The organism is Acuticoccus sp. MNP-M23 (assembly GCF_031195445.1).
Classification (GTDB): Bacteria; Pseudomonadota; Alphaproteobacteria; order Rhizobiales; family Amorphaceae; genus Acuticoccus.
In genome coordinates this window covers 1013459-1035985 of record NZ_CP133480.1, presented here as the reverse complement: position 1 = coordinate 1035985, position 22527 = coordinate 1013459, and the positions used below count along the sequence as shown (strand labels likewise).

Here is a 22527-nt window from a genome sequence, read left to right as displayed (position 1 = left end):
CAGAACAATCGCGCCCCTTCGAGCCGGTCACCGGCCAACGGAAAGAAAAATCGGAGCCGCCCACCATTCTCAAACGGGCTCTAAATCTGATAGACCACCGCAACGAATAGCCGCTTTGTTCTCAAACGAGCATCGGTTGAATCGGCACCGAAAAGCGGACATGCTTAGTCTCGAAAACGGACGAGGCTGTTGAAAAACACCGTTGGTCGGGCCGCTTATTGGCGGTTCCGGTCTACCGGCACCGCACCCCTCGGTGCGCGAGCGTTGGCGTGGGCTCTTCCGGTAGTCCTCAGGCGGGTTCACGCTGCCACCATTCCAATCCTCGGTCCCCCTGTGGCGAGGAGCCTCGTCATCCGCTTCAGGTTCTGCGCCGTGGCCGCGAGCACGAATTGCTCGTCGGCGCCGCGCAGGCCGCGGAGCTGAAGGCGGTGGAGACCATCGTTGTGCTTCACGCATCCGTCCGGCGGTCTGGTGCGTGCGATCAATGATGGGAACATGCGCCTCGATCCCGCGCTCCTCGATCCACGCCAGGAAGGGGCCCAATCCGTAGGCCTTGTCCGCGGTGAGGATCTCGGGGACCGCACTGTGCCGAACGCGCAGCCGCTCGACCATCCGGCGGGCGGCTTCGGGTTCGTCGGCAAAGCGCTCCGGTGCCGCCTGGACGCCCAGAACGACGCCTGATCCGGTGTCAACGAGCGCGTTCATGCCATCGGCGAACCGCGCCTTGCCGTGCTTACGGCTGAGGGCGGCAGCCGGGTCGGTCAACAACACGCGCTTGACCGCAGAACGGCACACGGCTTCCAGATCCGAGGAGGCCTCGTCGAGATCGCTCAGGTATTCGCGCACGGCGCGCGAGGCGCAATCCGCGCCGGGGAGCTCGCTGACGGCCGCGACGCAATGGTCCTGCGCCGCCGATACCCGTATGTGGCTGCCGTCGACCGCCACATACGACGGGCTCGCGATCTGGCCTGCTGCCGGTTCCGTGGACACCGGGTTAAGGTTTCATAGCGCGGGCGTCGAACGCCATGGGGCTTGTATAGCCCAGCTTCGAATGACGTCGTCGCGGATTGTAGAAGCGCTCAATGTAGTCGAACACGTCGGCACGGGCCGCGTCGCGTGTGCGGTAGACCTTGCGGGCTATCCGTTCGGTCTTCAACGACGAGAAGAAGCTCTCCATCGCCGAATTGTCCCAGACGTTGCCGGCTCGGCTCATCGAACAGGTGATGCCATTGTCGAGCAGCAGGGGTTTGGAACTGCTCACTGGTATATTGCGATCCCTGATCTGAATGGTGCAACAGCGCGTCGGCCTTGGCGCGGCGCCAGACAGCCATCATCAGGGCATCCATGACCAGCGTGGCATCCCGATCAGCCTTCATGGACCAGCGGACAACGCGCCTGGAAAACAGGTCCAGCACAACTCCGACATAGAGCCAGCCTTGGGCGGTCCAGATTTAGGTAAAGTCGGCCAGCCACTTCTGGTTTGGACGGTCGGCCTCGAAGTCGCGGTCGAGGATCTTGTCGGCGATGATCGACCGTTCGCCATCGTCCTTGGGCTTCCCGCGCCGCTTCGGCCGCGCCCTCATGGCGTTCGACCGCATCAGGCGTTTGATCCGGTGCAACCCGCAGGCAAGCCCGTCTTCGAGCACATCGCGCCAGACACGACGGGCGCCATAGGTGCGGTCGCTGACCGGACGATGGAGCCAAGCATGAAAGCCTGAACGCGAGACCTCCATCACCTCACAAAGCCAACTCACTGGCCAGATATGTCGGTGTCTGGCAATGAAGGCGAACCTCATGTCGCCTCACGCGCAAAAAACGCCGCCGCTTTCTTGAGGATATCACGCTCCGCCCGGAGCGGGGCGACCTCTTTCTTCAGCGCTGCAATCTCGGCCAGATCAGCTCCCATCTGCCCGTTCCCGGGAAAGGCTGCAGCAGGCGCTGCCGTCAATTCCCGCATCCTGCGTCGCAGCACGCTCTCTGCCAGGTCCAGATCACGGCACGCTTGGGCGACCGAAACGCCTCGCTCGGTCACCAGCTTCGCCGCCTCGATCTTCAACTCGCGGCTGAACTTCCGTCTCGTCATATCCACTCTCCAGTTCCATGGTCACGGTCTTATCTTCGTGTCCACGGAACCGGCAGCAGGCCAGTCGCTCGGCATAGGCCATGCGATCCCCCAAGGGAGGGCGCCCCCGCCGCTGGCGATCTCCTTGCGAATGATCGCTCGGCCGGATTCGGGGATTGTGTAAAAGCCGCGACGGGCAAGCTCGGTGATCAGGCTGGTCTTGCCCGCACCGGGGCCGCCCGTCACGACGAGGAAATGGTCGCTCATGGGCCATCCTCAGTTTTGACAAGGGGGAGGGCTGCGAAGCGGTCAAGACGCCGAAAAGGCACGGATCAAAGCAGCATGGATTTTCGTAGGGAGAACAGAACCGGTCGGCACGGCAGAGGCAAATCCTCTGACGAAAAAGCCAAACCAATCTGGTGCTTTTCAGTACGCACCCGGTCTTCGGTCAGAGTCAACGATTTAAAATCATTGATTCTTTCCGGGTGGAAAACGGGTGGTGGAGCCTAGCGGGATCGAACCGCTGACCTCCTGCATGCCATGCAGGCGCTCTCCCAGCTGAGCTAAGGCCCCGTTCCGTTCGGGGGAGATAGACCAAATCTCCCGCGATGCAAACCCCGATCGCGCGTCGTCCCAATTTTTTTGAAACGCGATCGGATTTGGCGCTCAGGTGTCGTCTTCGTCGTCGTCGCCGACCACAACTTCGCTGACACCGTCCTCGTCGTCATCGTCGATCACGACCACGTCGTCGTCGTCCGCGACGACCACGTCGTCCGATTCGATTTCGTCGTCATCGTCGTCTGAGGACGTCTCGGCCTCGTCGAGCGAAACCAGCTCGACGCCTTCGTCTTCATCATCATCCTCGTCTTCGTCCGCCACGGCCTTGGCGGTTTCCGGCCGTGCCTTGCCGACAATGCCAGTCGCAAAAGCGGCATTGCACTGCGGGCAGACGACGGGATCCCGATTGAGATCGTAGTATTTTGCGCCGCAATTGGGGCAAAGACGCTTTGTGCCAAGTTCGGCTCGGGCCACGGAACACTCCGTCTTCTTGTCATAGTACTTGGGGGCGGCGCGTCGCATGGCACATGGATGGGGGGCTGTAAAGCTGGCGCTTCCCGTTTGGCCCTTTTAAAGAGGGCCGCTAGATCGGGATCAGCTATGCAAGCAACGCCAACCGCCGCCACCGCGCACGCCTCTGGCCCCCTCAGCGGGCGTATCCGGGTGCCGGGTGACAAATCCATCTCGCACCGTGCGCTGATGTTTGCGAGCCTCGCAATCGGCCGGTCCACCGTGCGCGGCCTGCTCACCGCCGAGGATGTGATGGCCACCGGCAACGCGATGCGCGCTCTCGGTGCGAGCATCGCAGGCGGCGAGGTGGTCACCATCGACGGCGCAGGCCTCGGCCTCCTGAAAGAGCCGGATGCACCGCTCGACTTCGGCAATGCCGGCACAGGCGCGCGGCTGACAATGGGCATCGTTGCCGGCCACCCTGTCGCGGCGACGTTCGTGGGCGATGCGTCGCTGTCCAAGCGCCCCATGGGCCGCGTCCTCAACCCCTTGCGCGAAATGGGCGTGACCGTGGTGGCCCGCGAGGGCGACCGGGTGCCGCTGTCGCTGCGCGGACCGAAGACGCTGGCGCCGATCGAATACACGCTTCCCGTCGCCTCGGCGCAGGTGAAGTCCGCGGTGCTGATGGCAGGCCTCAACGCGCCGGGCGAGACCACCGTGATCGAGCCCGTCGCTACCCGCGACCACACCGAACGGATGTTGAAAGCGTTCGGCGCCGACATCCGCATTGCCGAGAGCCCCGAGGGGCGCCGCATCACCGTCACGGGGCAGACACCGCTCAAACCCTGCGACATCACCGTGCCGGCTGATCCCAGCTCCGCCGCGTTCGCGCTGGTGGCGGCGCTGATCGTGCCGGGCTCGGACGTGACCGTGCGCGACGTTCTCCTCAACCCCTCGCGCACCGGCCTGATCGAGACGCTGAAGGAGATGGGCGCGGACCTCGAGATCATCGACAGCCGCGAAGATGGCGGCGAAACCATTGGCGATGTGCGGGTGCGGGCAACCCGCCTCAAGGGCATCACCGTGCCGGCCGAGCGCGCGCCCTCGATGATTGACGAGTACCCGGTGCTCGCCGTAGCGGCCGCGTTTGCCGACGGTGCGACCCACATGCCGGGCCTCGGCGAGCTGCGCGTCAAGGAAAGCGATCGCCTGGCGGCCGTCTCCGCGGGCCTCACCGCCAACGGCGTTGCCCACGAGAGCGGGCCGGACTGGCTGAGCGTCCATGGCCGCACGGGCCCGGTTGGCGGGGGCAAGGTCGTCACCCATCTCGACCACCGGATTGCCATGAGCTTTCTCATCATGGGCCTTGCCGCCGACAAGCCCGTCACCGTGGATGATCACAACGTCATCGCCACCAGTTTTCCGGGCTTCATGGGGCTGATGGAAGGTCTTGGGGCCGACATTCGGGTGGAAGCATGATTGTCGCGGTCGACGGTCCGGCAGCATCGGGCAAGGGCACGCTGTCACGCCAGATTGCGGCGCACTTCGGCCTTCGGTACCTCGACACGGGTCTCACCTACCGCGGTGTCGCCCACGCCATGCACCAGTCCGGCCACGGGTTCGACGACGTGGATGCCGCCGTCGCCGCCGCGAACGCGCTTGATTTCACGATGCTGGGCAACATGGATCTGCGTTCGGACGAAGTGGGCGAGGGGGCTTCGCGCATTGCGGTGATGCCAGCCCTGCGCAAGGTTCTGGTCGAGCGGCAGCGTTTGTTTGCACAAGGTGCCGGCAAGGGTGCGGTGCTCGACGGGCGCGACATCGGCACGGTGGTGTGCCCGGACGCGCGCGTAAAACTCTTCGTCATCGCCTCGGTGGAGGAGCGCGCACGGCGCCGCACGCACCAGCTTTTCGGCCTTGTCGAAGGGCCGCAGTACGATGTCCTTCTGAAATCGCTCAAGGCGCGGGACGAACGCGACATGGGCCGCGCCGACAGTCCGCTGCGTCCGGCGGCGGACGCGCACACGCTCGACACCACCCGCCTCACCATCGAAGAGGCGCTGGAGAGGGCAATCGCCCTTGTGAATGGCGCTTACCTTGAGTAGATAAGGCCTCTGCAACGGGGTCCGGCATTGCCGATCCCGCTTTCGTTGCATGAAAAGCGCGGTGACGGGCGACGGGCGGCAGGCCGCTCCTCATCGTGTGCGACCAACATCAAACCCACGCCGCAAGCGTCGTGAGACGCTGCACCCGGAGAACGAATGTCTTTAGCAACACCAACCCGTGAAGATTTCGCGGCGCTTCTCGAAGCTTCGCTCAACCAGACAGAAATGGTTGAAGGTTCCGTTATCAAGGGGACCGTCGTCGGATTCGAGAAGGACCTCGCCGTCATCGACGTCGGCTTGAAGGTCGAGGGGCGCATCCCCCTCAAAGAGTTCGGCGGCCGGCCGGGCGAAGAAAACATTGCCATCGGCGACGAGGTCGAAGTCTACCTGGAGCGCGTCGAGAATGCGCTCGGTGAGGCTGTCCTCAGCCGCGAGAAGGCACGCCGCGAAGAGTCGTGGATCCGCCTGGAAGCCGCGTTCGAGAAGAACGATAAGGTGACCGGCAAGATCTTCAACCAGGTCAAGGGCGGCTTCACCGTCGACCTCGACGGCGCCGTGGCGTTCCTGCCGCGCTCGCAGGTGGACATCCGCCCGGTGCGCGACGTGTCGCCGCTGATGAACACCCCGCAGCCGTTCCAGATCCTGAAGATGGACAAGCGCCGCGGCAACATCGTCGTCTCCCGCCGCGTCGTCCTGGAAGAGACCCGCGCCGAGCAGCGCCACGAGATCGTGCAATCCCTCGAGGAAGGCCAGATCATCGAAGGCGTGGTCAAGAACATCACCGATTATGGTGCGTTCGTTGACCTTGGCGGCATCGACGGCCTCCTCCACGTCACCGACATGGCATGGCGCCGCGTCAATCACCCGACCGAGATCCTGTCCATCGGCCAGTCGGTCAAAGTGCAGGTCATCCGGGTGAACCAGGAGACGCACCGCATCTCGCTCGGCATGAAGCAGCTTCAGTCCGACCCGTGGGAAGGCATCGAAGCCAAGTACCCGATCGACGCGCGCTTCACCGGCCGTGTCACGAACATCACTGACTATGGTGCGTTCGTGGAGCTGGAGCCGGGCATCGAAGGCCTGATCCACGTCTCCGAGATGAGCTGGACCAAGAAGAACGTCCATCCGGGCAAGATCGTGGCGACCTCTCAGGAAGTCACCGTGATGATCCTGGAAGTGGACGCTCAGAAGCGCCGCATCTCGCTTGGTCTCAAGCAGGTCATGGACAACCCCTGGGAAGCGTTCCTCGACGCCAATCCTCCGGGCACCACCGTCGAAGGCGAAGTCAAGAACAAGACCGAGTTCGGCCTGTTCATCGGCCTCGAGTCCGACATCGACGGCATGGTCCACCTCTCCGACCTCGACTGGAACCGTCCGGGCGAAGAGGCGATGGAAGACTACAACAAGGGCGAAACCGTCAAGGCGGTCGTGCTTGAAGTCGATCCCGACAAGGAGCGCATTTCGCTCGGCATCAAGCAGCTCGGCTCCGATCCGTTCACGGATGCAGCCGAAGGTGCTGGCGGCTCTGAAGTCCGCCGCGGTGCGATCGTCACCTGCGAAGTGAAGGAAGTGAAGGAAGCCGGTCTGGAAGTGCAGATCGTCGGCACCGAGCTTTCGACTTTCATGCGCCGCTCCGAGCTTGCCCGTGAGCGCAACGACCAGCAGCCGAGCCGCTTCTCGGTTGGTGACAAGTTCGACGTCCGCGTCACCCAGTTCGACCGCAAGGCGCGCCGGGTGCAGGTCTCGATCAAGGCACTGGAAATTGCCGAAGAGAAGGAAGCCGTCGATCAGTACGGTTCCACCGACTCCGGTGCATCGCTGGGCGATATCCTCGGCGCGGCCCTCCGCGCCCGCAACACCGACCAGTAAGTCGGCTGGGTCAGCGCCTCACGGCGCTGCCCTTCCGGACCATTGGTGTCCACCACAACGAGGCCGCAGCCCAGCGCTGCGGCCTTTTTTTTGCGCCGGTCGCGAGACCCGCGCCGGCGAATGCCAACAAAAATACGCTGCCTGCCCGCGTCCGATCGGAAAGCGTGTCCACGTGTGCCGCGGCACGGGATGACGGGTCCGGCAACCATGCTGACCGCATCGCGCCGGATGATCCGAGGCGGCCGGACAGCGGCGTGCAAGCCACGCGTGATGCGGTTGGGTCGTCAGTGGCGCGCACGGCAATAAATGCCCGGATTTTAATCTGCGTCAAAAAAGTTCATCGCCGCTCGGCGCCCGAACGGAACCAAAAAGCAGACCGACGTGTTGCCTCGCCAAGACCACGATGAAATTGGGGGATGATATGGCTGGTGAAAATGGATCGCCGCGGCACTTTGTCAAGGCCGCTATGAAAGCCCCCTACCTCGAACGGGAAGAAGAACACCAGCTGGCGCTAGATTGGCGCAACAACAAATGTGAGAAGGCGCTGTCTAAGCTGACCGCGTCGCACATGCGTCTCGTCATTTCCATTGCTGCCCGCTTCCGGCACTTCGGTCTGCCGATGGGGGACCTTATTCAGGAAGGTCATGTCGGCCTCCTGGAGGCGGCTGCCCGGTTCGAACCTGAGCGTCTGGTTCGTTTCTCCACCTACGCCACATGGTGGATCCGCGCGTCCATTCAGGATTACATCCTGCGCAACTGGTCGATCGTGCGCGGCGGTACGTCGTCCACGCAGAAGGCACTGTTCTTCAACCTGCGCCGACTGCGGGCCAAGATGTCCCGCAACGGCGCAGCGGCGCCCGATCAGGCCATGTACAGCGAGATTGCGGCAGCCATCGGCGTCTCCAAGGCCGATGTTGAGCTCATGAACTCCCGCCTTTCCGCGCCCGATACGTCGCTCAGCGCGCCGGTGGTCGAAGGCGATGCCGGGGCCGCCGACCGGCAGGATTTCATCCCCTGCGCCCAGCCGCTGCAGGACCAGACCGTATCGGAACACATCGACACGGCCCGCCGCAGCCGGTGGCTGGAAAGGGCGCTGCACGAGCTGAACGAGCGCGAGCTGCGCATCGTGCGCGAACGCCGCCTGAGCGAAGAAGGTGCCACGCTGGAATCGCTGGGCGAGAAGCTCGGGATCTCCAAAGAGCGGGTGCGCCAGATCGAAAATCGCGCCTTGCAGAAGCTGCGCTCGGCGCTGTTGCGCGATCATGAGCAGGCTGTCTTCGTCAATTGATGCGCTGCGCATGACCATGCTTTCTGGCCGCGCCCGGAAGGGCGCGGTTTTCGTTTGTCTGGCGTCGGTGCTGGTGTGCGCCTTTCTTTCACCGCCCGCCGCGCGTGCTGAACCGCTGACCGTTCTGGCCGCCGCCAGTCTGCGCGGTGCGCTGGACGCCGTGCTGGACGAAGCAGGCGTCACCGCGCGCGTCAGCTACGCCGGGAGCTCTGCTCTGGCCCGGCAGATCAGCGCTGGCGCCCCGGCCAACATCTTCATCAGTGCCAATGTCGGCTGGATGGACGCTCTCGCTGCCGACGGCGACGTTATCGCCAGCAGCAGAGTCGACCTGTTGCGCAACCGGCTGGTGCTGGTGGCCGCTGCATGGGATCTGCCACCGGCCCCGCTGACGGCGGATGCCGTGCAAGGCGCTGTGGGGGCCGAACGGCTTGCCATGGCGCTGGTGGACGCGGTTCCCGCCGGCCTTTACGGCAAGGCCGCCCTCATCAGCTTCGGCCTGTGGGACACGCTGGCGTCCCAGGTGGTGCAGACCGATAATGTGCGCAGCGCGCTGGCGCTGGTTGCCCGCGGCGAAGCGCCCTTCGGCATCGTCTACGCAACGGATGCCGCGCTGGAGCCCGGCGTTGCGCTGGTCGGTCCATTCCCGGCCGAAACCCACCCGCCCATCGTCTATCCCGCTGCCATCGTCGCCGATGGGGATACGGCGGCAGCGCGCGACCTGTTAAAGATCTTGCAGTCCGCGCCCGCACAGGCGACGTTTGCGCGCTACGGCTTTGCCTCTGCCCCGGGGGACGGCGACTAGGCGCGCAAGGCGCCGGCGCGCGCCGCCTGCGCCAGCCCACACCACAGGACCGACCGCACCCGTCATGACTGCTGCCGAATGGACCGCGATCCTCCTGTCCCTGAAGGTGGCGTTCTGGGCAACGCTGGTGACGCTCCCGTTCGGCCTTGCCACGGCGATGCTATTGGCGCGCTGCCGCTTTCCGGGCCGCATCCTGCTTGACGGTCTCGTCCACATGCCGCTCATCCTGCCGCCGGTGGTGACGGGCTACGCGCTTCTTCTGCTCCTCGGCCGGCGCGGTGCCGTCGGCAGCTGGCTCGACCAGTTCGGCATCGTCTTCGCCTTCAACTGGACGGGCGCTGCGGTGGCGGCCGGTGTCATGGCGTTTCCGCTGATGGTGCGGGCCATGCGGCTGTCCATCGAGGCTGTGGACCCGCGGCTGGAAGGCGCCGCGCAAAGCCTTGGCGCCGGGCGGATCGCGACCTTTGCATGGGTGACGCTGCCGCTCATTGCGCCGGGCATCCTGGCGGGCGCGATCCTCGCATTTGCCAAGGCGCTGGGCGAGTTCGGCGCCACCATAACATTCGTCTCCAACATCGAAGGCGAAACGCAGACCGTGCCCTTGGCCATCTACACTGCGCTCCAGATCCCCGGCGGCGAGGCGGCGGCGGGGCGGCTGGTGCTGGTGGCCGTCGCCTTCTCGCTGGTGGCGCTGTTTGCGGCGGAGCTGGTGTCCCGGCGGATTGCGCGCTGGGTGGCGGGCCGATGATCGAGGTTCGCGTCCGCCACGCCTTCGAGGATACGGTGATCGACGTTGCGTTCGAGGCGCCGGCCGGGGTTACGGCGCTGTTCGGGCGGTCCGGCGCGGGCAAGACCACGGTGCTCAGCGCCATTGCCGGCCTGATGACGCCGCAGGAGGGCCGCATCGTGGCGGGCGGCCGGGTTCTGTTCGACGCGGCCAGCGGCGTGAACCTGGCGCCGGCCAGGCGCCGGATCGGTACCGTGTTTCAGGACGGGCGCCTGTTCCCGCACATGAGTGTTCTCGGCAACCTCAAATTTGCCGAGCGTTTTGCCGCGCGCCCTGCGACCCAGAGGGAGCGGCTGATTGCGCTTCTGGGGCTTGAGGCGCTTCTTACCCGGCGCCCGGCCATGCTTTCCGGCGGGGAGAAGCAGCGCGTTGCCATCGCCCGCGCGCTCCTGTCTGAGCCCGATGCGTTGCTGCTGGATGAGCCGCTCGCCGCGCTCGACGACGCGCGCAAGGCCGAGATCATGCCCTATCTGGAGCGTCTGGCGCGCGATGCGTCGATGCCGATCCTCTATGTCAGCCATGCGTTGCCGGAGGTGGCCCGGCTGGCGGACCGCGTGGTCCTGATGCGGAGCGGACGGAGCGTTGCCACAGGCGCCGTGAGCACGGTGTTCACCGACGTGGAGGCCGCCGCCGTCATGGGGTTCCGCGATGCCGGCGCACTTCTGACCGGGCGCGTCTTCGCCCACGACCCCGCCGACGGGCTGACCGAAGTGGCGCTCTCGGCCTGCCGGCTGGTGCTGCCCGCGATTGACGCGCCGGCGGGCACCCCGGTTCGCATCAGGCTGCGGGCGAGCGAGGTTATCGTCGCGCTGGAGCCGCCGGGCGGGCTTTCCACGCGCAACGTGCTGCCTGCGGTGGTGGAGGGCATTGTGGCCGGTGACGGTCCGGGCGCGCTGGTGTCGCTGGCGGTGGGGGAGGACCGCATCATGGCGCGGCTGACCCAGCGGTCGGTGCGCACGCTGGGTCTTGCGCCGGGCAGCCCCTGCTTTGCCGTCTTGAAGGCATTTGCCGTGCCGCCCGAGGATGTGGTCGTGCTGGCCGGCTGAACCCGCGCGGCGGTGTCCGTCAGGCCTGGCAGAGGCGCTCGTAGCGGTCCTTGCAGGTGGCGATCACCGCGTCGGCCGGCTTCTTCCACCAGTTGTTTGCGGAAAAGATCTCCACCTCCTGCGGGCCGTCGAAGCCGGCGGCTTCCACCATACGGCGGATGGCGGGAAGGTCGATCACGCCGTCGCCCATCATCCCGCGGTCGAGCAGAAGGTCGGTGGTCGGCACCAGCCAGTCGCAGATATGGTGGGCAAGGATGCGCGAGCCGGCCCGTGCGATCTGCGTCTCAAGATCCGGGTCCCACCAGACGTGGTAGACGTCCACCGCCACGCCGACACCGACGCCGACCCTGTCGCAGATGTCGAGCGCCTGCCCCAGTGTGTTCACGCACGCCCGGTCGGCAGCATACATCGGGTGCAGCGGCTCGATCGCGAGCGGGATGCGCATGGCGCGCGAGTCTTCGGTGAGCGCGGCAATGCCGTCCTCGACCATCTGGCGGGCGCCCTTGATGTCCTTCGAGCCCTCCGGCAGCCCGCCGACCACCAGCACGAGGCAGTCCGCCGAAAGCTCGGCGGCTTCTTCCAGCGCGCGGCGGTTGTCTTCGAGCGCTGCCTTGATGCCGGTGCCGTCGGCAGCCGGGAACATGCCGCCGCGGCAAAGGCCCGTTACCTGAAGGCCGTTTTCGCGCACGAGCCTGGCGGCTTCGGCAAGGCCGATCTTGGCCACCTGGTCACGCCAGGGGGCAATGGCGGTGATGCCGTGCTTGAGGCACACGTCGACGGCCTCACGCATGTCGCACTGTTCACGGATGGTCGCGAAATTGATCGAAAGGGTCATGCGGTCTTCGGTTTCAGGAGGCGGGCGGCGCTGCGGCGCACGGTCGGGATGGAAGCCATGATGGTAAGGACGATCAGCCCGCAGAACACGGCGCTGATCGGACGGGTGAAGAAGGGCGAGAATTCCCCGTCCGACAAGGTGAGCCCGCGTCGCAGGTTCTTGTCCAGCAGGTCGCCGAGGATGATGCCGAGCACCAGCGGCGCCATGGGGTAGTCCATCTTGCGCAGGAGGAAACCGAAGACGCCGAAGAACAGCATCACCCACACGTCGAACATCCGCTGGGTGATGGCATAGGGGCCGATGACGCAAAGGACGAACACCACCGGCATCAGCCGCTCGCGCGAGATGCGCAGCACCAGAAGGAGCGGCCGGGCCAGCATCAGCCCGAATATGGTGACAGCGATGGTGGCGAGAAGCATCATCGCGACAACGAGGTACACGAACTGCGGCTGCTCGATCATGATCATCGGGCCGGGCCGCACGCCATGGATGAAGAGGGCGGCAATCAGCACCGCCGCGGGGGCCGAGCCGGGGACGGCAAGCGTCAGCGCCGGGATCAGTGCACCGGGTACCACCGCGCTGTTGCCGGTCTCCGCCGCCGTCAGTCCCTCAATGGAGCCCTTGCCGAACTGGTCCTTCTCCCGGGAGGTGCGTTTTGCGAGCGCATAGGACGCCCAGGCGCCGATATCTTCGCCCACGCCGGGGATCACGCCGATGAACGTGCCGACGATGCCTGAGCGCAGCGCGGTGATCTTGTAGCGCCAGACATCGACAAAACGCGGGATGATCCGGTCCACCGCGGTGGAAACCATCTGGGCGCGCTTGTCGTACATCACCGTCAGCACCTCGGCGAAGCCGAAGGCGCCGACCATGGCCGGGATGAGGCCGATGCCGCCGTTCATTTCCGGAATGCCGAAGGTGAAGCGGACGTGGGCATGGAGCCCCTCCATGCCGACCATCGCCACCATCAGCCCCAGGATGCCGGCAATGTAGCCCTTGATCGGCTGGCCGGAGGCGGTGAGCTGGCCGGAGATGACAACGCCGAAGAGGGCAAGCCAGAAGAATTCGTAGGAGCCGAAGTCCAGCGCGACTTCGGCCAGAAGCGGCGCGACGATGGCCAGCGCGACAATGCCGATCAGGGTCCCGATGGCGGACGACGTGGTGGCGATCCCCATGGCGTATCCGGCGCGGCCCTGCCTGGCGAGGGGGAAGCCGTCGAGCGCGGTTGCCGCGTTGGCGGGGGTGCCCGGAATGTTGAGGAGGATTGCCGAGCGCGAGCCGCCGTAGATGGCGCCGACGTACATGCAAAGGAGGATCAGGATCGCCTGTTCCTGCGGCAGCTTGTAGGTGAGCGTGGTGAGGAGGGCGACGCCCATGGTGGCCGTCAGCCCCGGCAGCGACCCGACGATGATCCCAAGCACGGTTGCCCACGCCACGTTGAAGAGCGTGGTGAAGCTCATCAGGCTCAGGAGGCCCGATGCCAGCATTTCGAGGCCCTGCATGTCAGCGCTCCTGCCGGGTTGTGTTGGCGATCATGGCAGGCGGACCAGAAAGAGTTCGGAAAACACGTAGGCAATGACGACGCCGATCAAAACGCCTTGCAACAGCGCGGTGGCAAGGGCGATGGCGTGGCGCGCGGGCGGGCGTGCCGTCCATTCGAAAAAGGCGATGAAAACGGTGACGAACAGCGCGGTTGCGAGCCAGAACGGCAGAAGCCCGATGAGAACGAGCGGGTAGGCAAGGCAGAGCCCCAGCGCGATGGCGAGCCGGGCAAGGCCACTTGGATGGCCGAAGTGGAAACCGGCCCTGAGGCCGCCAGACCTGATGGCGCCCTGCATGAGAACGAGCGCGCAGATGGCGAGCGCGGCACCCAGTGCCATCGGCACCATGCCCGGAAAGGACATGGGGTGGATCTGGCGGATGGTCAGCCGGTCCATGGTGTAGCCGCCGTAAAGCATGGCAAGGCCGAGCGCCAGAAACAGGACGCCGGTGAACAGGTCGGCGCGGGCCGGCTTTGTGCCGGCGGGACTCACAGGATCAGCGCTCAAGCGCGTTCGCCTTTCCGGTCAGGGAGATGGTTGGGCCGCGATGGGCGGGGGCAGCATGGCTGCCCCCGGTTTTCGCAGTGAGGCTTATTCGGCCGGGCAGGTGATGCCGATTTCGGACGGGTCGATCACCGCTTCCTTGCGGGACACCTTGGCGCAAGCCTCGGAGATCACGACGGGCATCGCCATCGCCTTGGCATCGTCGCCGTAGGCGGGCTGGAAGGTTGCGCCGCGGTTCTTGGCGTAGTCCTTCAGCGCCTGCGCGTTCATGACCTTGTCCTGCCAGATCTTGTCCACGGTGTCGTAGACTTCCTGCGGCGCGCCGGTGGGGATGAAGACGCCGAAATAGTCAGGCGCAACGTCCATTTCCAGATAGTTGGTGATCGGCGGGATGGCGTCGATCCCCTCGATCTCCAGCGGCGATGACGACAGGGCCACCAGCGGGCGCAGACGCCCGGCGCGGATCAGCTCGGCCTGTTCGGAGGCAAGCTGCGTGGTCGCCTGCGCTTCGCCCGACGCTGCTGCCAGCACGGCGGGGTTGCCGCCATCATAAGCAATCATCCGGCCGCCGGTCTCACCGGAGGCTTCTTTCAGCGCCGCAAGCGCCATGCCGCCGGAGGAGTTGATGCCGGCCGTCGCGACGTTGAGGTCGCCCGACTTCATCTTGGCAAGGAAATCCTCGAACGTCTTGATGTCGCTGTCCGGGTTCACCGAGACGACGGGCACGTTCGCGATGTGGAGATAGACGCGGTAGTCGTCGATGGACGTGTCGGGGACGAGGCCGGTCACCGAGTAGGTGGCGTTGTTGGCGATGGCGTTGGCGGTCCAGGTGTAGCCGTCACGCGGGGCATCCAGCGCAGCCTTGGTGCCGATGGAGCCGGACGCACCCGGCTGGTTGACCACGACGACCGTCTGCCCGAGCGCCTCTTCCAGAAGCGGGGCGACGACGCGGGTGACCTGATCGGTCGAACCGCCGGCGGACCAGGGCACGATGATGTTGATGGGCTTGTCGGGCTGCCAGTCCTGCGCGACCGCGGGGGCGGCCATCAGGGTTGCGGCCGCGAGACCGAGAACGAGCTTCATTATAGTTCCTCCCGTGTTGAGCGGCGCGCCTCTGCCGTGCGCTTGCCGCGTGAAAAATCTAGGCCATCCCGTGGACGGCGAGAACCTTCTTCATCCGCATTGCCGCATCGTCCGGGTCGCGCAGGATGCGCGCCTTGTCGGCAAGGCGGAAAAGCTCGGAAAGGTGCTGGATCGAGCGGGCCGACTGCTGGCCGCCCACCATGGTGAAGTGGTCCTGGAGGCCGTTGAGGTAGGCCACAAAGACGACGCCCGTCTTGTAGAACCGCGTCGGCGCCGCGAAGATGTGGCGCGACAGCGGCACGGTCGGCGCCAGAATGTCGAAGAAGCGGTTGTCCGAACCTTCGGCCAGCGCACCAAGCGCCGCCGATGCGGCCGGGGCAATGGCGTCGAAGATGCCGAGGAGCGCGTCGGAGTGGCCTTCCGCGTCGCCGGCAATCAGCTCGGCGTAGTTGAAGTCGTCGCCGGTATACATGCGCACGCCTTCGGCCAGGCGGCGGCGCATCGACACTTCCTTCTCCTTGGACAGGAGCGAGACCTTCACGCCGTCCACCTTGGCGGCATTGGCCTTGATGACGTCGAGCGAGACCTTCATCGCCTCCATGTGGTCGGCATGGCCCCAGTAGCCTTCCAGCGCCGGGTCGAACATTTCGCCCAGCCAGTGGATGATGACGGGCTCCTTCACCTGCGACAGCAGCCGGTCGTAGACGCGGGCATAATCGTCCGGACCCTTCGCGGCCTTGGCGAGGGCGCGCGACGCCATCAGGATGATGCGGCCGCCTTCGCCTTCCACAAAGGCGAACTGCTCCTCGTAGGCACGGATGATGTCGTCGATGGTGACGTCCGGCCCCGGCGCCAGATGGTCCGTGCCGGCGCCGAACGCGATCAGCGCGCCCTCGCGCGCCTTCGAGGCGGCGGCGGCGTGGCGGATCAGATCCTGCGCATCCTCCCAGCTGAGGCCCATGCCGCGCTGGGCGGTGTCCATCGCTTCGGCAATGCCGAGGCCGAGGTCCCAGAGGTATTCGCGGAACGCCATGGTGCGTTCCCAGTCGATCGCCGGGGTGAGCCACGGATCGTTGGCCGCATAGGGGTCGGCGACGACGTGCGCCGCGGCGAAGGCAACGCGGTTGAAGTCGTGCTTGCCGTTCACCAGCGCTGCAAAGTCCAGCGGCTCGCCGGTGGTGTAGGGGGCAAGGGTCCGCTCGGGAGTGGGGAGGTCGATGGTCGCCATCAGTCGAAATACTCGTCTTCAGGGTCGAACTGGGGGATTGCGACGATCATCACCTTGAGATCGCCGACGGCGCGGTGCCGGCATTGCGGCGCGATGTAGACGCTGATGCCGGGGCGGAGCGGCACGCGCTCATCGTCCAGCTCCATCGTCCCTTCGCCTTCCAGCACATAATAAAGCTCGGTCATCCGCCGGTGGTAGTGGGTGCGGCTGTCCGCGCTGATGGTGGTCTGGTGCAATGTCGCGACGCCGCCCGGCACATCGCCAAACGCACGGCGCGCGGTGCCGCACGGGCAGGGGACGCCCGGCAGCGCGGGCACATCGGCCACGCGGAAGCGGGTGGCCGATGCTGTGGTCATGCGGAGACGGCCGGAACGTCGAGCCAGCGGCGCTCTTTCCAGCTCTGGAGGCCGAGCTGGGCAAGCTGCACGCCCTTCACGCCCTCCATCAGGTCGAACTTCCACGGCGTATCGGCGACGATGTGGCGGATGAAGTCCTCCCACTGCGCGCGGAAACCGTTGGGGTAGACCTCGTTGTCCGGCACCTTGGCCCAGGTGTCGTAAAAGTCGATGGTCTGCGGCACGTCCGGGTTCCAGACGGGTTTTGGCGTGTTGGCGCGGTGCTGGGTCCAGCACTCGGTCAGCCCCGCGACGGCGGAAGCCTCCGTGCCGTCCACCTGGAAGGTGACGAGATCGTCGCGCCGGGGCCGCACGGCCCAGGAGGAGTTGATGTGGGCGATGGCGCCGCCTTCAAGCTCGAACGTGGCGTAGGCGGCATCGTCGGCGGTGGCGTCGTAGGGCTTGCCGTTCTCGTCCCACCTTGTCGGAATGTGGGTGGCGCCGAGGCAGGAGACGGACTTCACGTCGCCGAACAGGTTGTCGAGCACGTAGCGCCAGTGGCACAGCATATCGAGGATGATGCCGCCGCCATCGGCCGTGCGGTAGTTCCACGACGGGCGCTGTGCGGGCATCCAGTCGCCTTCGAACACCCAGTAGCCGAACTCGCCGCGCACCGAAAGGATCTTGCCGAAATAGCCGGCATCGATCAGCCGCTTCAGCTTGCGAAGGCCGGGCAGGTAAAGCTTGTCCTGCACCACGCCGTTCTTGACGCCCTTTTCGCGGGCAAGGCGGGCGATCTTCAGCGCCTCGTCCATATCGTCGGCGATGGGCTTTTCGCAGTAGACGTGCTTGCCGGCATTGATTGCCTTCTCCAGCAGGGAGAGGCGCATGAGCGTGGTGCCGGCATCGAAGAAGACGGTGTCGTCCGGGTTGGCGAGCGCGCCTTCAAGGTCGGTCGACCAGCGCTCGATGTTGTGTTCGGCGGCAAGGGTCGCGAGCTTTTCGGCATTGCGGCCGACGAGGATGGGGTCGGGCATGACGCGCGATCCGTCCGGCATCACGACGCCGCCATCGGCGCGGATTGCCGCGATGGAGCGGATGAGATGCTGGTTCATGCCCATGCGGCCGGTGATGCCGTGCATCACGATGCCGAGCCGGGTGGGGGTGGGCAGGCCTTTATCGGCTGCCGCGGTGTGCGCGTGCTCTGTCATTCTCGCCTTCCTCGAACCTCCCGAAGCCCGCGCGATCTTGCGTCGCTACGGGAGTAACCATGCGGTTACATTATGGGCGCGATTCGGGGGAGTCAATCAGCGCACGATCCGTTGACGGAAATTTGGGCAAACAAAAACCCCGCCAGGCTTGCGATGGCCTCGGCGGGGTCGCCTCCCGCAAGGGGAGGTCTAAGGCTCGGCGGACTTATGCCCGCGAGCAACACTGTGAATATGGTGCGATGCGGGCGCCCCGTCAACGCACCTCGCCGATTGCGGCGATGATTCCAGCTCTCACAGCGGCGAACTCTTGCGGCGACAACGTCCGGTCAGAATAGCGTCGCTTGCCGGTCTGCGCGTCGGTGCCGACGCGAAACAGGTCAAGTCGCGCGAGAGATACGGCGGCGATCATGTCGCATTTGGCCCACATGGTTGTCGCCCTGAAGCGCTTCGCCAGCGGTTCGTCGAAATTCAATTCAACGACAAACGGCTCCGGGGGGTCTGGTGGCGTCGTCGATAGCGGAACCACGGTCGTGATGAGCGTTCTGCTGCGAAGACGGGGCGATACCACGACCGCAGGGCGCCGCTTGACCATCTCCGGCGGTAGAAATCCGCCTTTATCAAAATCACAGATCAAGAGCTGGCCGAGCTTGGGCGGAAATTTAAGCGGCATCGGACTATGATGCCACAACTGCCACAAGCTGTACTGGGGAAGCCGCTAAGCCGTGGACCACTGAAAGCAGCCAAGTTGAGGACAACAGCAGCACTTTTGGGAAAATGGTGGGCGGTACTGGGATTGAACCAGTGACCCCTTCGATGTCAACGAAGTGCTCTCCCGCTGAGCTAACCGCCCGAAACCGTGCAGGGAGCGGCCCGTATAAAAGGGTTCGCCGCCAACTGCAAGCGCCGTTTCGCATCGATTATGCGTACTCCAGCATCCGGCCCACTTCACGCACCAGTTCGCGCAGGTGGAAGGGCTTGGACAGGATCTTCGAACCGCGCGGCGCAGCGTCGTCGCCGTCCAGCGCCACGGCGGCAAAACCGGTGATGAACATCACCGCAAGGTCGGGGTCGAGCCGGGTGGCGCGGCGGGCAAGCTCCACGCCGTTCATCTCCGGCATCACGATGTCGGTCAGGAGGAGCGAGAACGGTTCTTCGCGCAGTCGCTCGTAGGCCGCCTGGCCGTCGCCGACCGCCACCACGTCGTAGCCCGCCCGTTCCAGCGCCCGCTCCAGGAAGCGACGCATGTCGCCATCGTCTTCAGCCAGTAAAATGCGCACGGCGTTTTCGCGAGATCGGTCCCGCGCCTCCTCAATGTCAGGCGCACATTAATGGGGAGGGGGTATGAAACCGCCGTGTGGAAGGTCGCTAAAGCGTCGCTTACCGGCTTCGATCAAAATCGATGCTGTTCGGTCACGCCTGCCCTACATTAGAGTCACATAACGCGGCAGGCCGCGGCTGGAAGGGAGGCCCATGAGGCTCGTCGACGATTACACGCAGATCCCCCCGTTCGAGATTCTGGAACCGGCGCGCCGGACATCGCCCTTTGTTTTCAATGCGCCGCACTCGGGCAATGCCTATCCGCGCAGCCTCATCCGAAGCTCGCGGCTGGACCGGCACACCATCCGCCGCTCCGAGGATACGTTTGTCGACGGCCTGTTCGCCGGGGTGATCGAGCTGGGCGCGCCGATGCTGAAGGCGAATTTTCCGCGCGTCTACGTGGATCTCAACCGCGCTGCCAACGAACTCGACCCGGAGATGTTCGACGCGCCGCTGGATCTCGCCGTGGCGGTGGACAGTCCGCGCGTGGCCGGCGGGCTCGGCGTGATTGCCCGCATCGTGGGCGAGCGGCAGGAAATTTACGGCGCCAAGCTGCCGGCGTCCGAGGCCAGCGCACGGATCGCGACGCTGTACGACCCATACCACCACGCGCTGGAGCAGCTGATCGAGTCCACCGTGGACGATTTCGGCGCATGCGTGCTGGTCGACTGCCACTCGATGCCATCGGGCGCCGTGCGGGCAATGGGGGAGGGCGCCGGTCCCCGGCCCGACGTGATCCTCGGCGACAGGTTCGGCACCAGCTGCGCGCCGGAGCTGACCGATGCGCTGGCTGCCGCCTTGCGCGAAGTGGGCTTTGTGGTGGGCCGCAACCGGCCCTATGCGGGCGGCTTTATCACCGAGCACTACGGGCGGCCGCCGCTGGTCCACGCGGTGCAACTGGAGATCAACCGCGCCCTTTATATGGACGAGGCGTACTACACCCGCTCCAGATCCTTCGGGCGGATGCAGGACCAGATGACGGCAGTGTGCGAAACGGTGATGGATGTGTTCAGGCGGCGCGGCTCGTCGGATGCCGACTGGCCGCTGGCGGCGGAGTAGGGGCGTCCGCTGCACCTTCTTACCCGGCTTTCTTTTATCGGGCAAAAAAAAGGCCGCTCCGAAGAGCGGCCCGAAGTCTAGGGAGGAAACGCCCAAGGAGGGCAGCGACACAACAACCGTCGTGCCGCGCTGCAACAATTGGCCCCGTGAGCCGCGATCGTCAAGCCGCCGCTTTCGTGAACATTGCGTCTTTCTGCCTGCATGGCAGGCAATCAAGGTCGAAAAGCGGGCGATTTAATTTGCGACCAAAAAAATGAAAGTAAAATCAAGCGCCTGAAATGGCGGGCTATCAACGCGCCGCCTAATATTTCCCATTTGCATCAAACGCATGGCACGTATGCACACTTCAGAAAACGACCTCGAACTTACCCATTTGCTCGCCGATGACGCCGGCCATGTGATCCTGCCCCACTTTCGTGCCCTGCCGGAGGTGGAGAACAAGGACGCGGCGGGCTTCGACCCGGTGACGGTCGCAGACCGGGCCGCGGAAAAGGCCATCCGGTCCAGATTGCAGGCCGAGCGGCCGGACGACGGCATTCTGGGTGAGGAGTTTGCCGGCGTGGACGGCACCAGCGGCCGCACATGGGTGCTCGATCCGATCGACGGCACCCGCGGCTTCATGGCGGGCCTTCCCACATGGGGCGTGCTGATCGCTCTCGGCGCGGGCGGGCGGGTCGACCTTGGCATGATGGCACAACCCTTCGTGGGCGAGCGCTTCTATGCCTCGCGCGACGGCGCGTTCCTGGACGGGGTGCGGGGCACCACTGCGCTCCGGACCCGCCGCTGCGCCAACCTGTCGGAGGCCATTGTCGCCTGCACCAGCCCGAAAAACTTCGACCCGGCCATCGCGCGGCAGATGCAGGCGCTGACCGATACCGTGCGCATGGTCCGCTACGGGACCGATTGTTACGGGTACGCGTTGCTGGCCGCCGGGCTGGTGGACATCGTGATCGACACGGGGCTGAAGCCCTACGACATTGCCCCGTTCGTGCCCATTGTGCGGGAGGCGGGCGGCGCGCTGATCGACCGCCATGGGGCAGACATCGAGCCGACAATCCTGTCTGGCTACAAGGGCGACGGATTTGCCGTGGGCGACCCGTCGCTGGCCGAAGCGCTGGTGGCGGCGCTGGCCTGACCGCAAGGCCCGGCCAGCCGAGGTGCGCTTACTGGAGGGCGGTGAACTCGATCCGCCGGTTGCGCCACTTGTTGCGCTTCGTGTTGTTGGGGAAGGCGGGTCTGGTCTCGCCGTAGCCCACGGTCAGGATCCGCTCCGGTGCAATCCCGCTGTCGGTGAAATAGCGCCGCACGGAGGCGGCCCGGTTTTCCGAAAGCGTCTGGTTCTTGGCGGCGCTGCCGTCTGAATCGGTGTGGCCGGCCACTTCCAGATTCATGCCCGGACAGCGCTCCACAATGGCGACGATGCTGTCCAGGAACGGGCGGCTCTTGGCCTGAAGACGGGCACTGCCGACGGCAAAGTAGATGTCGTTGGCCTCGCTCATCACCTCGAAGCGGCCGATGCAGGCCTCTGGCGAGAAATTCCCTTCGGCTTCCAGCGCAAGGGAGGCCGGCTGTGCCGCGGGCGACGCTGCGGCGGCCACAGGGGTGACTACCGCGCCGGACGGCTGGCCGCGCGTTGCCGCCGCAACCTGGGGCTCTTCCTGCGCAGGTCCGCTGCGGCGGAAGATGAAGTCGAAGCTCACGCTGGCCGACGGGATGATCTCGACGCTGGCCGCCTCCTCCAGCTTGGTGACGCCGAGGTCCATCCCGAAGTCCGATGTGGCGATCGAGATGGGCGCATGGGAGGCGACGGAGACCATGTCGTCGGACAGAAGGGTCACCGCAATTTCCGTCTGAAGCTCTTTCTGGAGGCCGTGAAGATCGAGCGTGTAGTCCACTTCGATCACCTTGCGGCGCACCTGCGGCAGATCGTCCAGCATTGCGGGGTCGATCTCCACCGTCACCCTGGCTTCGGGAAACTGGTAGGTCTCGAACAGGAGGAACCGCATGCGCACGTTGCGCAGGTCCACCTTGGTGTCCACCGAATCCAGAAAGACGGTGACCGTGGCCGTGCCGCTCTCGTCGATAGCGCCCTGAAGGGTGGCAAACGAGCTGGTCTCCACCTTCGTCTCGTTCTTGACCGACTGGAAGCGCAGCCCGGAGCTGGCGGCATCCAGCGTCCACCCGCCTTCGAACGGCGTTGCCGCTGATGCGGGTGCCGCAAACGCCAGCGCAGCCGCAACAACTCCGGCAAAAATACGATGTGACATCAATTTCCTCCTATAAATAACGAGCGCGTCACAGATGGGTGGACCCCCAGCCGTGTTTTCATTCTGCGGTGGAATATGAAGGCCCTGTCGCTTACCTGCGAGGCTTGAAGTTTCGAACATCGGCCACGTGGTGACAAGCGTCACGCATTGCTGTTTTTGATGTGTCCAACTGGATCGGGT

22 protein-coding genes, 2 tRNA genes and 1 pseudogene are annotated in these 22527 nt (G+C 65.2%); 9 read left to right on the top strand and 16 right to left on the bottom strand.

Annotated elements, in window-relative coordinates:
• Positions 1-69: 69 nt before the first annotated feature.
• The 5 genes and pseudogenes from RDV64_RS04895 to RDV64_RS04875 all read right to left on the bottom strand — a co-directional run bounded on the left by RDV64_RS04895 (position 70) and on the right by RDV64_RS04875 (position 3094).
• Entirely contained in the window at positions 70-990 is a 921-nt protein-coding gene (locus RDV64_RS04895) for a transposase (protein ID WP_309198159.1), read from the bottom strand.
• Positions 991-994: 4 nt separating this feature from the next.
• Positions 995-2083 (bottom strand): annotated as a pseudogene (locus RDV64_RS04890) (IS3 family transposase).
• 21 nt (positions 2084-2104) lie between these two features.
• A complete protein-coding gene (locus RDV64_RS04885; protein ID WP_309198158.1) occupies positions 2105-2329 on the bottom strand; it encodes an AAA family ATPase in 225 nt (74 codons plus the stop codon).
• Positions 2330-2559: 230 nt separating this feature from the next.
• Positions 2560-2635, bottom strand: a tRNA-Ala gene (locus tag RDV64_RS04880).
• A 93-nt stretch (positions 2636-2728) separates the two neighbouring features.
• Positions 2729-3094 carry a TIGR02300 family protein gene (locus RDV64_RS04875; RefSeq protein WP_309198157.1) on the bottom strand — a complete coding sequence of 122 codons (366 nt, stop codon included), beginning with the start codon at positions 3092-3094 and terminating at the stop codon, positions 2729-2731.
• A gap of 126 nt (positions 3095-3220) precedes the next feature.
• Between RDV64_RS04875 and aroA the strand changes: the two genes are divergently transcribed.
• From aroA to modC, 7 genes are all read left to right on the top strand, one after another.
• Positions 3221-4549, top strand: coding sequence for a 3-phosphoshikimate 1-carboxyvinyltransferase (gene aroA / locus RDV64_RS04870; protein WP_309198156.1), 1329 nt, complete (start codon positions 3221-3223; stop codon positions 4547-4549).
• Positions 4546-5175, top strand: a complete 630-nt coding sequence (gene cmk, locus RDV64_RS04865) for a (d)CMP kinase (RefSeq protein ID WP_309198155.1) — start codon at positions 4546-4548, stop codon at positions 5173-5175. Before aroA ends, cmk begins: the two co-directional genes overlap by 4 nt.
• A gap of 156 nt (positions 5176-5331) precedes the next feature.
• Positions 5332-7044, top strand: coding sequence for a 30S ribosomal protein S1 (gene rpsA / locus RDV64_RS04860; protein ID WP_309198154.1), 1713 nt, complete (start codon positions 5332-5334; stop codon positions 7042-7044).
• A 403-nt stretch (positions 7045-7447) separates the two neighbouring features.
• Positions 7448-8332, top strand: coding sequence for an RNA polymerase factor sigma-32 (locus RDV64_RS04855; protein WP_309198153.1), 885 nt, complete (start codon positions 7448-7450; stop codon positions 8330-8332).
• Positions 8333-8342: 10 nt separating this feature from the next.
• Positions 8343-9134, top strand: a complete 792-nt coding sequence (modA, locus tag RDV64_RS04850; protein WP_309198152.1) for a molybdate ABC transporter substrate-binding protein — start codon at positions 8343-8345, stop codon at positions 9132-9134.
• A gap of 64 nt (positions 9135-9198) precedes the next feature.
• Positions 9199-9882, top strand: a complete 684-nt coding sequence (gene modB, locus RDV64_RS04845; RefSeq protein ID WP_309198151.1) for a molybdate ABC transporter permease subunit — start codon at positions 9199-9201, stop codon at positions 9880-9882.
• Positions 9879-10967 (top strand): molybdenum ABC transporter ATP-binding protein, encoded by a 1089-nt coding sequence (gene modC / locus RDV64_RS04840; RefSeq protein WP_309198150.1) that lies wholly within the window; start codon positions 9879-9881, stop codon positions 10965-10967. The genes modB and modC overlap by 4 nt, the downstream gene beginning before the upstream one ends.
• A gap of 19 nt (positions 10968-10986) precedes the next feature.
• Here the strand turns inward: modC and RDV64_RS04835 are convergent, their stop codons facing one another.
• From RDV64_RS04835 to cpdR, 10 genes are all read right to left on the bottom strand, one after another.
• Positions 10987-11802 carry a sugar phosphate isomerase/epimerase family protein gene (locus RDV64_RS04835; protein WP_309198149.1) on the bottom strand — a complete coding sequence of 272 codons (816 nt, stop codon included), beginning with the start codon at positions 11800-11802 and terminating at the stop codon, positions 10987-10989.
• Positions 11799-13304: a tripartite tricarboxylate transporter permease gene (locus RDV64_RS04830; RefSeq protein ID WP_309198148.1), complete on the bottom strand. Its 1506-nt coding sequence runs from the start codon at positions 13302-13304 to the stop codon at positions 11799-11801. Before RDV64_RS04830 ends, RDV64_RS04835 begins: the two co-directional genes overlap by 4 nt.
• 30 nt (positions 13305-13334) lie before the next feature.
• Positions 13335-13850 carry a tripartite tricarboxylate transporter TctB family protein gene (locus RDV64_RS04825; protein WP_309198147.1) on the bottom strand — a complete coding sequence of 172 codons (516 nt, stop codon included), beginning with the start codon at positions 13848-13850 and terminating at the stop codon, positions 13335-13337.
• 84 nt (positions 13851-13934) lie between these two features.
• Entirely contained in the window at positions 13935-14930 is a 996-nt protein-coding gene (locus RDV64_RS04820) for a tripartite tricarboxylate transporter substrate binding protein (RefSeq protein ID WP_309198146.1), read from the bottom strand.
• A gap of 58 nt (positions 14931-14988) precedes the next feature.
• A complete protein-coding gene (locus RDV64_RS04815; RefSeq protein WP_309198145.1) occupies positions 14989-16158 on the bottom strand; it encodes a dihydrodipicolinate synthase family protein in 1170 nt (389 codons plus the stop codon).
• Positions 16158-16514 (bottom strand): cupin domain-containing protein, encoded by a 357-nt coding sequence (locus tag RDV64_RS04810; protein ID WP_309198144.1) that lies wholly within the window; start codon positions 16512-16514, stop codon positions 16158-16160. Before RDV64_RS04810 ends, RDV64_RS04815 begins: the two co-directional genes overlap by 1 nt.
• A complete protein-coding gene (locus RDV64_RS04805; protein WP_309198143.1) occupies positions 16511-17704 on the bottom strand; it encodes a Gfo/Idh/MocA family oxidoreductase in 1194 nt (397 codons plus the stop codon). The genes RDV64_RS04810 and RDV64_RS04805 overlap by 4 nt, the downstream gene beginning before the upstream one ends.
• A gap of 253 nt (positions 17705-17957) precedes the next feature.
• The gene (locus RDV64_RS04800) at positions 17958-18374 is read right to left on the bottom strand and encodes a type II toxin-antitoxin system PemK/MazF family toxin (RefSeq protein WP_309198142.1); all 417 of its coding nucleotides are present in this window, start codon (positions 18372-18374) and stop codon (positions 17958-17960) included.
• Between the two features lie 105 nt (positions 18375-18479).
• A tRNA-Val gene (locus tag RDV64_RS04795) sits at positions 18480-18554 on the bottom strand.
• Between the two features lie 67 nt (positions 18555-18621).
• The gene (gene cpdR, locus RDV64_RS04790; RefSeq protein ID WP_309198141.1) at positions 18622-18981 is read right to left on the bottom strand and encodes a cell cycle two-component system response regulator CpdR; all 360 of its coding nucleotides are present in this window, start codon (positions 18979-18981) and stop codon (positions 18622-18624) included.
• A 193-nt stretch (positions 18982-19174) separates the two neighbouring features.
• Here cpdR and RDV64_RS04785 point away from each other — a divergent pair, with 193 nt between their 5' ends.
• Together RDV64_RS04785 and RDV64_RS04780 are read left to right on the top strand one after the other, a co-directional pair.
• Positions 19175-20080, top strand: a complete 906-nt coding sequence (locus RDV64_RS04785; protein ID WP_309198140.1) for an N-formylglutamate amidohydrolase — start codon at positions 19175-19177, stop codon at positions 20078-20080.
• 337 nt (positions 20081-20417) lie between these two features.
• Positions 20418-21215 (top strand): inositol monophosphatase family protein, encoded by a 798-nt coding sequence (locus tag RDV64_RS04780; RefSeq protein WP_309198139.1) that lies wholly within the window; start codon positions 20418-20420, stop codon positions 21213-21215.
• 28 nt (positions 21216-21243) lie between these two features.
• On the opposite strand, the gene RDV64_RS04775 is transcribed toward RDV64_RS04780, so the two are convergent.
• Complete coding sequence (locus RDV64_RS04775; protein ID WP_309198138.1) at positions 21244-22347, bottom strand: OmpA family protein; 1104 nt, start codon at positions 22345-22347, stop codon at positions 21244-21246.
• Positions 22348-22527: the final 180 nt, after the last annotated feature.

Excerpts from the sequence above, each read along its gene's own strand:
- RDV64_RS04830 (WP_309198148.1), bottom strand. The coding sequence starts at position 13,304 with ATGCAGGGCCTCGAAATGCTGGCATCGGGCCTCCTGAGCCTGATGAGC.
- aroA (WP_309198156.1), top strand. The coding sequence starts at position 3,221 with ATGCAAGCAACGCCAACCGCCGCCACCGCGCACGCCTCTGGCCCCCTC.
- RDV64_RS04775 (WP_309198138.1), bottom strand. The coding sequence starts at position 22,347 with ATGTCACATCGTATTTTTGCCGGAGTTGTTGCGGCTGCGCTGGCGTTT.
- rpsA (WP_309198154.1), top strand. The coding sequence starts at position 5,332 with ATGTCTTTAGCAACACCAACCCGTGAAGATTTCGCGGCGCTTCTCGAA.
- RDV64_RS04810 (WP_309198144.1), bottom strand. The coding sequence starts at position 16,514 with ATGACCACAGCATCGGCCACCCGCTTCCGCGTGGCCGATGTGCCCGCG.
- RDV64_RS04780 (WP_309198139.1), top strand. The coding sequence starts at position 20,418 with ATGCACACTTCAGAAAACGACCTCGAACTTACCCATTTGCTCGCCGAT.
- RDV64_RS04885 (WP_309198158.1), bottom strand. The coding sequence starts at position 2,329 with ATGAGCGACCATTTCCTCGTCGTGACGGGCGGCCCCGGTGCGGGCAAG.
- RDV64_RS04805 (WP_309198143.1), bottom strand. The coding sequence starts at position 17,704 with ATGACAGAGCACGCGCACACCGCGGCAGCCGATAAAGGCCTGCCCACC.
- RDV64_RS04800 (WP_309198142.1), bottom strand. The coding sequence starts at position 18,374 with ATGCCGCTTAAATTTCCGCCCAAGCTCGGCCAGCTCTTGATCTGTGAT.
- RDV64_RS04785 (WP_309198140.1), top strand. The coding sequence starts at position 19,175 with ATGAGGCTCGTCGACGATTACACGCAGATCCCCCCGTTCGAGATTCTG.
- RDV64_RS04835 (WP_309198149.1), bottom strand. The coding sequence starts at position 11,802 with ATGACCCTTTCGATCAATTTCGCGACCATCCGTGAACAGTGCGACATG.
- RDV64_RS04815 (WP_309198145.1), bottom strand. The coding sequence starts at position 16,158 with ATGGCGACCATCGACCTCCCCACTCCCGAGCGGACCCTTGCCCCCTAC.
- modC (WP_309198150.1), top strand. The coding sequence starts at position 9,879 with ATGATCGAGGTTCGCGTCCGCCACGCCTTCGAGGATACGGTGATCGAC.
- modB (WP_309198151.1), top strand. The coding sequence starts at position 9,199 with ATGACTGCTGCCGAATGGACCGCGATCCTCCTGTCCCTGAAGGTGGCG.
- RDV64_RS04855 (WP_309198153.1), top strand. The coding sequence starts at position 7,448 with ATGAAATTGGGGGATGATATGGCTGGTGAAAATGGATCGCCGCGGCAC.
- RDV64_RS04820 (WP_309198146.1), bottom strand. The coding sequence starts at position 14,930 with ATGAAGCTCGTTCTCGGTCTCGCGGCCGCAACCCTGATGGCCGCCCCC.
- modA (WP_309198152.1), top strand. The coding sequence starts at position 8,343 with ATGACCATGCTTTCTGGCCGCGCCCGGAAGGGCGCGGTTTTCGTTTGT.
- cmk (WP_309198155.1), top strand. The coding sequence starts at position 4,546 with ATGATTGTCGCGGTCGACGGTCCGGCAGCATCGGGCAAGGGCACGCTG.